This window comes from Maritalea mediterranea (assembly GCF_021568695.1).
GTDB classification, from domain to species: Bacteria; Pseudomonadota; Alphaproteobacteria; order Rhizobiales; family Devosiaceae; genus Maritalea; species Maritalea mediterranea.
In genome coordinates this window covers 213460-226938 of the sequence record NZ_JAKGTI010000002.1, presented here as the reverse complement: position 1 = coordinate 226938, position 13479 = coordinate 213460, and the positions used below count along the sequence as shown (strand labels likewise).

At 55.7% G+C, this 13479-nt stretch carries 10 protein-coding genes; 3 read left to right on the top strand and 7 right to left on the bottom strand.

Annotation, left to right across the window (positions count from 1 at the left end):
- Positions 1–8: 8 nt before the first annotated feature.
- Together L1I42_RS10150 and L1I42_RS10145 are read left to right on the top strand one after the other, a co-directional pair.
- The gene (locus tag L1I42_RS10150; protein WP_236114413.1) at positions 9–1037 is read left to right on the top strand and encodes an NAD(P)/FAD-dependent oxidoreductase; all 1029 of its coding nucleotides are present in this window, start codon (positions 9–11) and stop codon (positions 1035–1037) included.
- Entirely contained in the window at positions 1037–1369 is a 333-nt protein-coding gene (locus L1I42_RS10145; RefSeq protein WP_236114412.1) for a 2Fe-2S iron-sulfur cluster-binding protein, read from the top strand. Before L1I42_RS10150 ends, L1I42_RS10145 begins: the two co-directional genes overlap by 1 nt.
- A gap of 1839 nt (positions 1370–3208) precedes the next feature.
- Here L1I42_RS10145 and L1I42_RS10140 read toward each other — a convergent pair.
- The 4 genes from L1I42_RS10140 to L1I42_RS10125 form a co-directional block, all read right to left on the bottom strand.
- The gene (locus L1I42_RS10140) at positions 3209–3496 is read right to left on the bottom strand and encodes a GIY-YIG nuclease family protein (protein ID WP_236114411.1); all 288 of its coding nucleotides are present in this window, start codon (positions 3494–3496) and stop codon (positions 3209–3211) included.
- Between the two features lie 704 nt (positions 3497–4200).
- Entirely contained in the window at positions 4201–5406 is a 1206-nt protein-coding gene (locus tag L1I42_RS10135; protein WP_236114410.1) for an MFS transporter, read from the bottom strand.
- A gap of 64 nt (positions 5407–5470) precedes the next feature.
- Entirely contained in the window at positions 5471–6490 is a 1020-nt protein-coding gene (locus L1I42_RS10130) for a YcjF family protein (RefSeq protein ID WP_236114409.1), read from the bottom strand.
- Entirely contained in the window at positions 6487–7932 is a 1446-nt protein-coding gene (locus tag L1I42_RS10125; protein ID WP_236114408.1) for a YcjX family GTP-binding protein, read from the bottom strand. The genes L1I42_RS10130 and L1I42_RS10125 overlap by 4 nt, the downstream gene beginning before the upstream one ends.
- A gap of 978 nt (positions 7933–8910) precedes the next feature.
- On the opposite strand from L1I42_RS10125, the gene L1I42_RS10120 reads away from it, so the two are divergent.
- Positions 8911–9459, top strand: a complete 549-nt coding sequence (locus L1I42_RS10120; protein ID WP_236114407.1) for a DUF2087 domain-containing protein — start codon at positions 8911–8913, stop codon at positions 9457–9459.
- Between the two features lie 552 nt (positions 9460–10011).
- Here L1I42_RS10120 and L1I42_RS10115 read toward each other — a convergent pair.
- The 3 genes from L1I42_RS10115 to L1I42_RS10105 all read right to left on the bottom strand — a co-directional run bounded on the left by L1I42_RS10115 (position 10012) and on the right by L1I42_RS10105 (position 13439).
- Positions 10012–10527, bottom strand: a complete 516-nt coding sequence (locus L1I42_RS10115; protein ID WP_255769088.1) for a PadR family transcriptional regulator — start codon at positions 10525–10527, stop codon at positions 10012–10014.
- Between the two features lie 32 nt (positions 10528–10559).
- Positions 10560–11753: an alpha/beta hydrolase family protein gene (locus tag L1I42_RS10110; protein WP_236114405.1), complete on the bottom strand. Its 1194-nt coding sequence runs from the start codon at positions 11751–11753 to the stop codon at positions 10560–10562.
- Positions 11754–12524: 771 nt separating this feature from the next.
- Complete coding sequence (locus tag L1I42_RS10105; RefSeq protein WP_236114404.1) at positions 12525–13439, bottom strand: homoserine O-succinyltransferase; 915 nt, start codon at positions 13437–13439, stop codon at positions 12525–12527.
- Between the last annotated feature and the right edge of the window lie 40 nt (positions 13440–13479).

Here is a 13479-nt window from a genome sequence, read left to right as displayed (position 1 = left end):
GTGAATAAATGAGCGAACAAGAGATCGTCACCGATGTGGTGATTATCGGTGCGGGTCCTGTTGGACTTTTTGCGGTGTTTGAACTGGGCCTTCTGGACATCAAATGCCATTTGATTGACATTCTGGACAAGCCGGGCGGCCAATGCGCTGAGCTTTATCCGGAAAAGCCGATCTATGACATTCCAGCCTTTCCCGAAATTTCCGGGCAAGAGCTGACCGATAATTTGCTGAAACAGGCGGAGCCGTTTGGCCCGACCTATCACTATAATCGCATGGTCAATGAGCTGGAAAAGCAGGACAAAGGCGACTATCTGGTGAAAACCGATGCGGGTGAAACATTCCGGTGTAAGGTTGTGGTGATTGCTGCGGGTGGTGGTTCGTTCCAGCCAAAGCGTCCGCCTGTGCCGAACATTGAAGACTATGAAAACACGTCTGTTTTCTATGCCGTGCGCAAAATGGATGATTTCCGCGATCATGATATCGTGATTGTTGGCGGCGGCGACAGCGCGCTCGACTGGACCTTGAACCTTGCGCCTTTGGCCAAAAGCCTGACGCTGGTGCACCGTCGCGACAGCTTTCGCGCCCACACCGACAGCGTGAACAAAATGCGCGCCTTGGTGGAAGAAGGCAAAATCAACTTTGAGCTGGGCCAAATCGCCTCGCTTGAGGGCGAAAACGGCCAGATCAGCGCGGTGAACATCAAAAATGCTGACGGCGAAAAAAGCCTGCCGGCGACCCGTTTGATGCCTTTCTTCGGCCTCACCATGAAGCTGGGTCCGGTGGCCAATTGGGGCCTCAATCTGCATGAAAACCTGATCGAGGTGGACACGGAAAAGTTCGCCACATCCGAAGAGGGCATTTTTGCGATTGGCGACATCAATTACTATCCGGGCAAGTTGAAGCTGATTTTGTCGGGCTTCCATGAAGCGGCGCTGATGGCGCAGGCGGCCAAGAAAATCATCCACCCGGATGAAAAAGTTGTGTTCCAATACACAACCTCTTCCACCAAACTGCAGAAAAAGCTTGGGGTGAAATAATGCATATTTACGTCACCGATCATAATGGCAAGGAACATGAGCTGGAAGCGCTGGAAGGCTGGCGCGTCATGGAAGTGATCCGCGATTGGGGCTTGCCCATCAAAGCCGAATGCGGTGGCGCATGTGCGTGTGCAACTTGCCATGTGTTTGTTGATCCCGACTGGCAGGACAAACTCCACGCCGCCTCGGACGAGGAGGAGGACATGCTCGACATGGTGCCTGATGTTGAGGACAATTCGCGCCTTTCCTGTCAAATTCTGATGAGCGAAGAGCTCGATGGATTAAAAGTGTCTCTGGCGCCGAGCGCAAAGCCCGACGCCGAGGTTGCATGAGTTTGTCTCACGGTTGAGCGCTGGTCGGTGCCTCGCACCGGCCAGCTAACCTGCGACGGCGCGGCGCAAAAGTGCGCCGGGCTGGCCGCCCAAGCCTTGTTTAGGTGCCCCCCCGGCGTTTGCGCTTGTGGGGCATTTTTTATGCGCCGCCACCGGTGTCTCTTTTTTAGCGCCCGCGCCGCGCAGGCTGGCCCGGCACCCCCGGCATTACTACGCGCCGCCACCGCTCACTACCCCGAAACCCCGCCATTTTTCTTGCCGCCACCGGTCGCTGCGCTCCCGTCCCCGGCACCCCCGCCGATTGGTGCCACGCGCCAATGCTTTCCGCGACACCAGCCACACACACCGCCGTCACCCCAAGACTTGATCTTGGGGTCCATTTCACTTGTCCGCTTGCTGAGGTGGCGGCGGTTTATTCACCTGCGCTCCTACAAGCCGACTACTCAAATGGATTGCAAGATCAAGTCTTGCAATGACGCGGTGAGGGTGGTTGGTGCTTTGCCAAAACATGCTTGGCATTGTTACGTGTCGCCGTCGTTCGCTACGCTCACTACCCCGACATCCCCGCCGATTGGTGCGCCTCACCGGCGTTTTCTGGGCGGTGGATCAAGTGCTCCATCACATCCCCCTCGACCATCCCGGCCTTGAGCCGGGATCAATTCCGCTTCCGTTCACATTCGCGCAGACACACCAAAGCGCCTGACATGCGGCACGCATTCAGGGGACAAGGTTTGCGGGGCACGAGACGTTTCGGGGCTCGTGGTTGCGCAGAGAATTGAGACCGTTCACGTCTCGCGCCAGCGGCGTTTTTCGCACCTTGGTCTGATTATGTGGGGTGCTTACCCAATAGTCCCGACCGCCCCGGTGCGTTGCACCGGGTGGCCCGCCCTCGGTGTCGGGCGCAATCAAATCAAAGACGCGGTGCGCCGCGTCCGGCCCACCAACCGCTTCTTCATTCGTCTGTTTCTTGCCGCCACCGGTCGCTCTTTTGCAGCGCTCACGCCGCGCAGGCTGGCTCCCGTCCCCGGCACCCCCGCCATATTGAGGGGCCGATAGCGGTCGCTTCGCTCGCAGTTTACGCGCTCACGCCGCGTGGCTGCTGGGCACCCCCGGCATTTTTACGCGACGCCGTCGTTCGCTGCGCTCACTACCCCGACACCCCCGCCAATTAGAGGGCCGATAGCGGGCGCTACGGTCGCATTTGCTGTCCTCTCGCCGGACAGGCTGGCCCGGCACAGGGGTGAATGCGATCGCATTGCTTGCGCCGATGCGCGGCATCCTGCCGACTGCGCGACAGGGAAACAGATATACCCCGTTGTCCGTCGACAACCGCGTGGGGCAGAAGATGGCAGCATTTTACCACGGGTTTTGGGGGCGGGGATAAGTTTGTGAGGCGGGGTGACGGATTGTGGTGGGTGGGGTGGTTTTGGTGGGTGAAGTTATTTCGGTTTTTCAGTGGGTTGATTGCAATTGGTTGCGGAAATGAAAGTTTGTGTGTGATTTCAATTGTCAACCTAAAGTTGTTTTATTGTACATTTTGCGACCACACATCAGTCGTCATACTCGGGCTTGACCCGAGTATCCATGACGCCGTTCCACTTGCCGCAAGGTGCGCGAGATGCGCTAACGTCCGCTTCGCTTTCCGGTCCGCATCTCTACACAAGCAGTATTCAACAGTTTGGGGGAATACGCCCATTTCCTGCGTGGCCAGCTCATCATGGACCCTCGGGTCAAGCCCGAGGGTGACGTCGGGGAGGGGAACGGGCTGCCCGCATCCACCGCCGTCATTCCCGCCAAGCCATCCGGCGTGAGCATAATATGTCGGGAATCCAGATGGGACTATCGGCACACCTCATCATAAAGGTCATTCCAATTCGGATTGCCTTTTTCAATGAGGTTCAACTTCCACTTGCGGTTCCACTTCTTCAGCGCCTTCTCACGGGTGATGGCGCTTTCGAAATTGTCGTGTTGCTCGTAGTGGACGAGCATTTTCACACCATGCTGCTTTGTGAAGCCATCCACTTGACCTTGGCGATGCTCCCACACGCGCCGCACCAGATCATTGGTCACGCCCACATATAATGTGCCGTTTCTCTGGCTGGCCATGATGTACACAAACGCGCTCATGCCTTGATTTGCGCTTAACTGGATCCCCGGGTCAAGCCCGAGGATGACGGGGAGGGTAAGGGGGCCCGCAACCACTAACCCCGCAACCACTAACACTGCCTGTAAGGCACTATCGTCGCAACGGCCATGCGCACCAATTGCTTTCCTCAGCCCCCACGCCACCCACCACCGTCATTCCCGCGAAGGCGGGAATCCAGATGAGGCCGAACACGACAGGGATGACCACGGCGGCGATGTGGTTGATGGTGGAGGCGACTTGCCGGAACTGGTAGTTTTGGTTGTGTCTGAAACTTATGGTTGCTAATATCTAATCCTATATTTTGGCGGTATAATTAGGTGATTTCTTGCTTGGTATCAGAGATATTGTCTTGATAATCGGGGCCTTTTTGGTGTTCGTCCCGTTTGTATATCTTATCTTTTTCGATAGATATTGGACAAATATGTATAAGTACAGATATCCCTTTACAAAGATATTCTTCGATCAAAGTAGGGCTGATGAGGAGTTGGGTAAGGAGGAAGAGTACTCAAAAAAGAGAGCTAAGGCTGACTATCTCGCGTTCTTTTGTGTTGGCATTGGTTTTTGTATTGTGTTTTTTCTCTGAACCGAAATCTAGCAAATGAAGTAATTAAATCTCCGCTAGAAATTGTAATTTGAGTTTTAGTCTCCAAATCGAAGACAGGGGCTATGAAGACTCAGCTCGTCTCTACTCCCCCACAACAACTGCCTTCTTTCCCAAAACCGTCTCATGCCCTTCCATCGGATGACGCGGGATGAGCCGGGCCAGCAAAAGCGAGATAAACGCAAAGCCTGCGCCAGCGAGGAACACCGCTGCTGGGTTGGTGATCCAGATGAGGCCGAAGACGACCGGGATGACCACGGCGGCGATGTGGTTGATGGTGAAGGCGACGGAGGCGGTGGGGGCCATGTCGCGGGGGTCGGCGATTTTTTGGAAATAGGTTTTCAGCGCAATGGCCAGTGCGAAGAAGAAATGGTCGATCACATAAAGGCTGGCGCCAAGGATCGGGTCATTCACGAACGCATAGGCGGTGAACACCAAAATCAGGCCGATATATTCAATGGTGAGGGCGGTGCGTTCGCCAAAGCGGATGATGGCCGCGCCGATTTTGGGGGCGAAATACATGTTGAACGCCACATTGATGAGGAAGAGGATGGAGACCTCGTGTACCTCAAAGCCGAATTTTTCCACCATCATCCAGGCGGCAAACACCACAAAGATTTGGCGGCGGGCGCCGGACATGAAGGTGAGCGCGTAATAAAGCCAATAGCGTTTGCGCAGCACGATCTTGTTGATCTGCGGCACTTCTTCCTTAAATTGCGGGAACCAGAACACCATAAAGGCCACCAGCGCCAGCGTGAGGCCGCCAAAAATGGCGAACAGGGTCGTATATGGCAGTTCGGCCCATTGATAGAGCCAGATGATCAGGCCAAACACCATCAATTGCCCGAACGAACCGACCGCGAGAATAACGCCCAATTGGCGCGGGGCGGTTTCTTTGGGCAGCCATTGCAGCTGCAAAGACTGGTTCATGGTCTCATAATAATGAAAGCCGACGGACATGATGAAGGTGGTGATCAACAGGCCCGTGAGGCTGGGGAAATAGCCGGTGACGGCAACGCCCAGGCCCAGAAGGGCCAGCGAGATCAGGGCAAAGGTTTGTTCGCGCAAAAGGAGCAACACAAACACCGCGGTGAAGGCGAGGAAGCCCGGAATTTCCCGAATGGATTGCAACAGGCCCATATCGGCGCCGGTGAAGGCGGCCCTGTCGTGGGCGAAATTGTTGAGGAAATTTTGCCAGGAGGCAAAGCTGAGCTGCATGGCGATGGCCATGAGGATCAGCATAAAATAGGGCGAGCGCAGGAAGGCGCGATGCTTGACAAAGATGCTCATTGATTTGGAGTAGGCGCACTGGTCCAACCAGTCAAGCGCAAAAGCGGGCAAAAGGGTTCTGCGCCTATTGGCCTTTGGTCTGATCCTGCTCTTTGGCCAGCTTGGTGAGGGCGGGGAGGAAATCGCTGACCGCGGGGCCTTTTTTCAGCATATAGGGCAGCGGGCGGATCACCGCGATGGCGGCAATGCCGACGCGCACGGTCATCAAGCCATTGATCACCCCTTCGCCCAGCTTTGCGGACAGGCGGGCGGCGAGGCCGTGGCCCAGCAGTTGCTGCACCACGCTGTCGCCCAAGGCAATGCCGCCGGTGAGCGCCAGATGGGCCATGACCGATTTCGACATTTCAATAAAGCCGAAAAAGGAAGGCCGGGCGCCATACAGCTGGGCAATGCGGCGCGTGAGGCGCGCGGCCTCATAGAGCACGAACATAATGTCAAAAAAGGCGCGGGGGCTGACCGCGGTGACCAGCGATATGCGCTGGGCCGAATTGGCGATGATGGCTTTGGCCTTTTCATCGAGCGGGACGAGCAGGGTGCGTTCGGCAAATTCCAGCAATTGGTCGCCATCCAGAATGTCTTTGGCGTGGCGGTCAAAATCGGCCAGTTGCCGGGCCATGGCCGGGTTGCCCTCATAAATGGTGCGGAGCTGCTGCACTGCCTTTTGCGCCTCGGGCAGGTTTTTGCCAGTGTGGGCGGCGCTGGCCTCATGTTTCAGCTTGGCAAGGGTTTTAAGGCGGCGGAGGCCGAGAAACTCGCGGATGATGAGGGCCAATAAGGCGACCACCATCAGCGCCACGAGGCCAAGGCCGACATAGCCGAGGGCCGGATAGGCGCTGAACAGATCACGCACCAGTCGCTCGAGCGCCAGGCCGATGCCGAGGGTGACCAGCAAGGTAAGGCTGCCCCAGAACAGGCGCGGCCAAAAGGAGCGCTTTGGCGCGGTGGCGAGGTCTGCTTCCGGCTCAATCTCAGTGCTGACATTGATGGCCTGATCGACCTCAAAGGCAAGCGGGCCAAGCTCGTCTTGTTCGGGCTTTTTCTTCTCGTCCTTGGGGGAGAGATCGACGGCAAAAGGATCGGTCATTGCAATTTATCTCCCAAGAGGAAATTCAGCGCGCGGTCTAGCCGGATATGCGGCAGGCCGGATTTTTGCCGGGTGGCATTGTCGAGTACAGGTGGGCGGAAGCGCAGGAATTTCAGCTTGCCCTTATAGCTTTGCTCATCCTCAAAAATTGAGTCCGGGTTTTCCGGTAAGTTGCCGGGATATAGAGCGATTTCGCTGGTGCCGTCATAATTTTTGTCGCCCAGGCTTTCGCCTTTTTGCGGCGTGCCGATGATGGTTTTGAGCATTTTGCCTTCATGCTCCACCTCGCCCTCGTGGGTGGCGCGGATGGCAGCGAGGGCCATGGATTGGGTTTCGGCCCCCTGATAATGGGCGCGTTGGCGCGCACCTTTGACCAGCAGGCCGAGCACATCGCCCAACCGATCATGATTGGTGTGGGGCATATGGTCTGCCTTGGTGGCGGCGAACAGGATCTTGTCGATATGGGTGGAGAAAAAGCGGGTCCAAAGCGGATTGTTGCCGGTTTTAAAACAGGTCAAAATTTCGCTGAGGGCCTTTTCCAAATCTTTGACCGCATCGCTGCCGGCATTGAGCGCGGTGAGGGCGTCGACCAGAATGATTTGGCGGTCCAGCCGGGCGAAATGATCACGGAAGAAGGGGCGCACGACGATGTTTTTATACGCCTCATAGCGGCGCTCCATCTGCGCATAAAGGCTGTCGCTTTTCGGCGTCGCGTCGGGCGCGGGCAATGGCGCAAAGGTGAGGGCGGGCGAGCCGTCCATATCGCCGGGCATCAGAAAGCGGCCGGGCGGCAGGGCGCTCAAGGCATGTTCATCAGCGCGGCAGGCTTGCAAATAGGCTTTAAAGGCGTTGGAGAGGCGCGTGGCCATCTCTTCATCCAGCGGGGCGGTGGCGTCTGCCTTCAGGGTCAGATTGAGCCAGTCTTCCGCGATATTGGCGCGGGCGGGGGCGTGGGCTTTCTGCAACGCATCGTCGGACCATTCGCGATAGTTTTTGTCGAGCAGGGGCAAATCGAGTAGCCACTCGCCGGGGTAATCGACAATATCCAGATGCACTTCGCGCGGTCCGGCCCAGGCGGTGGCCCAATGGTCGGGCTGGAATTTGAGCATCAGCCGCACTTGCGAAATCTGCCGGGTGGATTGCGGCCAGTGGCGATCTTCACCTTTGAGGGCTTTCAAATGCTCCTCATAAGCAAAGCGCGGCATGGCGGCGTTTGGGTGCGGACTGAGCTGCGCGCCAATCAGCCGCCCCTCGGCCAGCGGTGCAAACAGCGAGAGATTGTCGCCCTCGATCAGATTTTGAATCATCGAGGTGATGAACACGGTTTTGCCCGCGCGGGATAGACCAGTCACCCCTAGCCTGATTGTGGGCACAAACAGGCCGGTGACGCTGTCGCGCATATTATCCAGGGCGATGCGGGTCTCATCGGTCCAATTGGCCATCAGGCAGGATTCCTCAACTTAAGTGCTGCCTTTAAGGTAGGGATTTTATTTTATGGGGCAAGGGGTTGGGGGCGCAATTGAATGTTCCCTATTTTCGTTTTCCGTTTCCAGAGCTGACTAACTTCGATTTACCCAACTCCTTATGATGCTGCCAACAAATATTGTTGGAACCACTAAGGTAGACCAAAGACCGATTACGGCGAATAGATACATCAATATTGTCGGCATGGGTCCCTTTGGATTATGTCTAAAATCGTCAACTCTACCTTCTGCGCTAACTGGGTCTACCGAATAAAAAAGTATCCAAATGCACATAAATGATATTGGCACAAAGATGTATAACAAATGGATTTTCTTAAACTTCGCGACGTTTATCAAAATTGCTCGAATGTTTATCATAATAATCGGGCTAAAGCTGACTATGCCGATTAAAAATAAATATTGATATATTGCACGAATTTGTGACATTTCCCGCGCAAGTTCGTACCCCAAAAGTTTAGTGTAAAGTTGCTCAGTGCTTGTGCCCACACTCAAAGAATGAGAGGGGACAACTATTTTAATGGAGGGCTCAAAGAAGTCGTGGATGGGATCAATGAAGCTCGGGAATAGGAGTTGGACAATAAATATTGGGAAAAGATAGGCTAGGATCAGGAAATATATAACGTTCCAGATTGGATGCATTGTCTCTTCGAGTTTCATTTTTATAGCTATACTTCTTGTAAATATGTACTCAGATTACAGTAAGAAGTAATGTGATGACAATGATTTGCGCCCTAGGTTTCGTGATTTGATTCACTTGTTTTGCGCCAATGTTTGCGCTAGCATTGCCCATGGTTGGCAGAATGCCAAGGCGTCGCTGCTCCGGGTTTGGAGTGCTAAATCTGCTTTAATTCACGCAATGCATTTGGGTTTTATATTCAATGCCGCGTCGTTAAGTCAGCGACCAACGACATTCGATGCGGCAGCTAGGAATGTAAAATGATAAAGCAATCTATTCCGCTTTATGCAGCGGATATTTCTCAATTTTCTCGCAGTTTAGCCAAGCAATTGAGCCAGGATGTGGCGGTGCCGAGCCATCTCAGCTTGATGAATATGCTGGCGCGTGCGGCGGGGTTTCGTAATTTCCAACATATGCGGGCGGCGCATAAGTCCGGCCAGAAAATGGCGGATAGCGCAGAAACCGCGCAGATGGATCATGCGTTGGTGTCGCGCTGTTTGCAGCATATTGATGCCGCTGGGGAGATGCACCGCTGGCCCTCGCGCCGACGGGTGCAGGAGAATTGCATTTGGCTGTTTTGGGCAGCTTTGCCTAAAGGCGAGCATTTGCATGAGCGCGAGGTGAATGCGCTTCTGGATCAGGTACACAGCTTTGGCGATGCAGCGCTGTTGCGGCGGATGATGGTTGGGCTGGGTTTGCTGACCCGCAATCGGGATGGATCGGATTATTTGCGGGTGGAGCAGAAGCCGCCTGCGGAGGCGGTGGAGTTGATCCGGCGGGTTAAGGCGCGGCGGGGGGCTCAGCGGTAGTGCTTGGGTACTGGCGGTGATTTGGCCGCGGATCTAGTCCGGGGCGGTCGCGGGGTAGGCTTATTGCCCCACCCCACCCCACCCCACCCTTTATCCCTCCCCATCGAGGGGAGGGAATTCTATTCTCTGCATTGAGGGCCTGCGTTCTGTTATTCTCAGCGTCATTGTCGGGCTTGACCCGACAATCCATGCCGCTGCTCCGCTTGTCGCAGTGGGCGTGCACTTGGCGCGTGCTTCCCATGTTGCCAACTCTTCATGGACCCTCGGGTCAGGCCCTAGGGTGACGTTGGGGGAGGCGGCGCTGGCGTTGAATAGGCTCTTTCGTGCCGTGGGTTGTCGTGAAATGGATTGCAAGATTACGTCTTGCAATGACGGTGGGAGATGTCTTCCTACAAAACTGCTGCATGAGGAAGCTCTAGGGCAATACTGCCATAACTGCCGTTGCTGCTCGGGCCATCCCGGCCTTGAGCCGGGATCAAATTGCCAAGGAATGGTGGAGTTGGCCCCGGATCAGGTCCGGAGCGGCCAAAAGCATAATCTGGAGATTAGCGTCTACTCAAACCCCTGCGCCTTATAATCCTCCAGCAATTGCTCATACCAGCCTTTGCTGAATTTGATCACGTCGAGGCCGTAGCGCATAGTGGCGAATTGGAAGAAGGCCATTTTTTGGAACTCGGTGGGGACCTTTGAGAGGTCTTGGGTGCGGAGTAGGGTTTCCAGCGCGGCGATCCAATTGTTCGCTTCGTCGATATAGAGTTGGATGTGTGGGGCGACGTCGCCTTCGATGTGGCCGAAATAGAAGAGGCGCAGCATGCTTTCGTCTTTGGTTTTGAAGACGGCGACGGGCTCGCTAATCCAGTCTTGAAAGGTTTTCGCGCCTTTGGCTGTGCGCGAATAGATTTTGCGCACGCGCTTGCCGTTGGCCTCCTGCCGCACAGTGACCAGATTTTCCCGCTCCAGCTTTTGCAGGGCCGGGTGGATGGAGCCAAACGATGTGTTGTAAAACATCGTGGTGGACCGCTCCATCGTCTTTTTCAGATCGTATAATGTGGCGTCTTGAAAGGCCAACAGGCCAAGAATGATCTTATCTTGAATTGGATTTAACCCTTCAAATCGTGCTGAACGAGTGTGGTACCTTCAACTTCGGTCATTTCTCCTTGGTTGCGCAAGGTGGAATTGAAGAACTCAACAAGGGATTGATTGAGGCTGTTACGCATCACGTGATGATCAACTGGCCCCAACATGCCGAAGAATTTCAGGAATGAGATTTCATTCAAATCGCTGAAATTCATGTGGGCTGCGCCATCAAACACCAGTTCGCAGCCATTGGTGGCTTTTGCGATTTGCTGGTTGACCCACGACATATCTGACTTGATGCCCGCCTGGTTGTTGGCATTGCCATAGGCGAAACAGAACGCACCGTTGGGGGCGTCCGCGATTGACCAGGTGAAGGCGGGGCCGTCTAAGCTATAAGAGGCGCTGACGCGGTCATCTTGCATGTTCATGTGCGTTGCGACTGCGCCGCCGAAGGAGTGGCCGAAATAGCCGATTTTATCGAGGTCCAGGGTGCCTGCTATGGCGGTGGTGACGGTGCCAGCTTGCAGCGCAGGGAGTTGATCCAGCAATAGAGTGTTGTTGTCGATCCAGTCTTGGAATTGGCCGCTGATTTGGCCAAAGGCTTCGGTTTCGAGGGCGGCCATGGCGGTGGTCCATTCGTCCATTGTGGCGGCTTCGCGCAGTTGGTCATAGCCTTCGGCTTGGCGGGTGAGCAGAGCCTTTGCGACTTCCGGCGGATAGTTGGCCACATCTTCGGATTTCAGCGTTGGCTCTACCCCTTTGAATGCAACAAGGCTGTGGCCCGGGTGGCTGATGGCCATGACGACATAGCCGTGGCTGGCCAATTCGATCACCTGGTGGCTGTTTTGCCCTGCATACATACCATGGCCATGGTTGAAGATGATCACCGGATGAGGCCCGGCAACGGCTTCGGCACCGATATAGACGGGCAGCGGTCGGTCATCTTGCATTGCTGCCTCTGGCGCACCAAAGCTTTTCGCCATTTGGGCAGCGAGCACGGGGGGCATGGCCGCAGGTTGCTGGTCGGTCTTTTCTGTCGCGGGGTAGAAGATTTGTATGTCCACCCAACGGTCGCCCTGTTCGAGATTGGTGCGCTGGTAGCCGACGAGGTTCGGGCCGGAAGGGTTCGGCAGCGCGGGCTGCAGCATATTGAGGATTAGGACGACGCCGCCGACGAGCAAAATTAGGGGGGGCGCGATAAACCAAAACCGTTTCATGAGGGGACTCCAAAAAGCAAAACTGCGTCTTATATATATCTAGTAGATATATTTGCAATAGGGGTGTGTGGTTTTGTCTTGATCATCGGAACTTTATTTTGCGCTCGCGCGCCGCAGGCTGGGGATGGCTGTGGGTGAATGATTTAACTAGGTGCCGTGTGGCTGGTTGCAAATGGATTGCAAGATCAAGTCTTGCAATGACGCGGTGGGTGGGGAGATGTAGGTGCAAACATTTCGGGTGCTGCATGGATTACCGGGGCAAGCCCGGTAATGACGTCGGGAGAACGCGGATTGTCCTAACGTCAACTTGGGGTGCCAATGGCGGGGGTGCCGGGGTAGCGAACGTAGTGAGCGACGGCGGCAAGAAAAAGAGCCGGGGGTGCCGGGGACGGGGGCGACAGCGACCGGTGGCGGCGAGAAAAGTGGCGGGGGTGCCGGGGAAGGGAGCGACAAGCGGCCGGTGGCGGCAAGAAAAGTGGCGGGGGTGCCGGGGACGGGAGCGACAGCGACCGGTGGCGGCGAGAAAAGTGGCGCGGGTGCCGGGGACGGGAGCGAAAGCGACCGGTGGCGGCAGGAAAAGTGGCGCGGGTGCCGGGGACGGGAGCGGAAGCGACCGGTGGCGGCGGGAAAAGTGGCGGGGGTGCCGGGGACGGGAGGCTGCCTGCGTGGCGTGAGCGCTGCAAATGAGCGACCGGTGGCGGCTAAAAAGAGAGCCAAGCGAATGCTGTTAAAACAATTGCTTGGCTCATGTGTTTCGCGAGTTGATCCAGCTTATTTGGTGCCGATTTTATTCAGATCATATTCGGTATTTTGATACATCTGGTTGATCCAATTGCCGAATAGCAAATAGGCGTGGGAGCGCCAGCGGTTGAGGGGTTCCTGGGTGATGTCGTCATTGGGGAAGGTGTTGACCGGGGGTGGCGTGTCGAGGCCAGCCTCCTTGTCCCGCAAATATTCTTCCACCAGTGATTTGTGATCATATTCCAGATGGTTCAGCATGAAGAGCTGGCGGTGTTTTGGCTCGTTGAGCAGGCAAAGACCCACTTCCTTGGAGTTGATCAGCACTTCCAGATCGTTTGGCACCGAGGCGTGGTCGATATCGTTGATGCGCGAAACGGGAATGGCGAAATCGTCTGAAAAGCCCAGCAGATAGGGCGAGGCGTGGGTGGCCGCCTGGTGGCGGTAGACGCCGAAGGCTTTCTTCGGGCGACGGAAGCGCTGCACATTGTAGAAATGGTGCAGTGCGGCCTGCGCCCCCCAGCACACAAACATGGTGGTGTGCACATTGGTGCGGGTCCAGTTCATGATATCCACCATTTCGTCCCAATAGCCGACGTCGGTGAATTCAAGATGGGCGATGGGGGCGCCAGTGACGATAAAGCCGTCGAACTTGCGGTCCTTCACCTCGTCCCAGGTCTGATAAAAGGCTTCCAGATGGTCCTGCGCCACATTCTTAGACTGATGGTTTGAAATGCGCACGAGTGTCAAATCCACCTGCAGCGGGGTGGCACCGATCAGACGGGCGAACTGGGTTTCCGTGCGCTCCTTGTTGGGCATCAGATTGAGCAGGCCGATTTGCAGCGGGCGAATATCCTGGGTGGCGGCGCGGGTCTCGTCCATCACCATAATGCCCTCATCTTCCAAAATTTGACGCGCGGGCAAATGGTTAGGAATCTTGATGGGCATTAGAGTTCTCCAATGGATTTTAGATGGTGGTTTGGTTTAG

Coding starts and splice junctions, on each gene's coding strand:
- L1I42_RS10150 (WP_236114413.1), top strand. CDS start 9: ATGAGCGAACAAGAGATCGTCACCGATGTGGTGATTATCGGTGCGGGT.
- L1I42_RS10145 (WP_236114412.1), top strand. CDS start 1,037: ATGCATATTTACGTCACCGATCATAATGGCAAGGAACATGAGCTGGAA.
- L1I42_RS10140 (WP_236114411.1), bottom strand. CDS start 3,496: ATGAGCGCGTTTGTGTACATCATGGCCAGCCAGAGAAACGGCACATTA.
- L1I42_RS10135 (WP_236114410.1), bottom strand. CDS start 5,406: ATGAGCATCTTTGTCAAGCATCGCGCCTTCCTGCGCTCGCCCTATTTT.
- L1I42_RS10130 (WP_236114409.1), bottom strand. CDS start 6,490: ATGACCGATCCTTTTGCCGTCGATCTCTCCCCCAAGGACGAGAAGAAA.
- L1I42_RS10125 (WP_236114408.1), bottom strand. CDS start 7,932: ATGGCCAATTGGACCGATGAGACCCGCATCGCCCTGGATAATATGCGC.
- L1I42_RS10120 (WP_236114407.1), top strand. CDS start 8,911: ATGATAAAGCAATCTATTCCGCTTTATGCAGCGGATATTTCTCAATTT.
- L1I42_RS10110 (WP_236114405.1), bottom strand. CDS start 11,753: ATGAAACGGTTTTGGTTTATCGCGCCCCCCCTAATTTTGCTCGTCGGC.
- L1I42_RS10105 (WP_236114404.1), bottom strand. CDS start 13,439: ATGCCCATCAAGATTCCTAACCATTTGCCCGCGCGTCAAATTTTGGAA.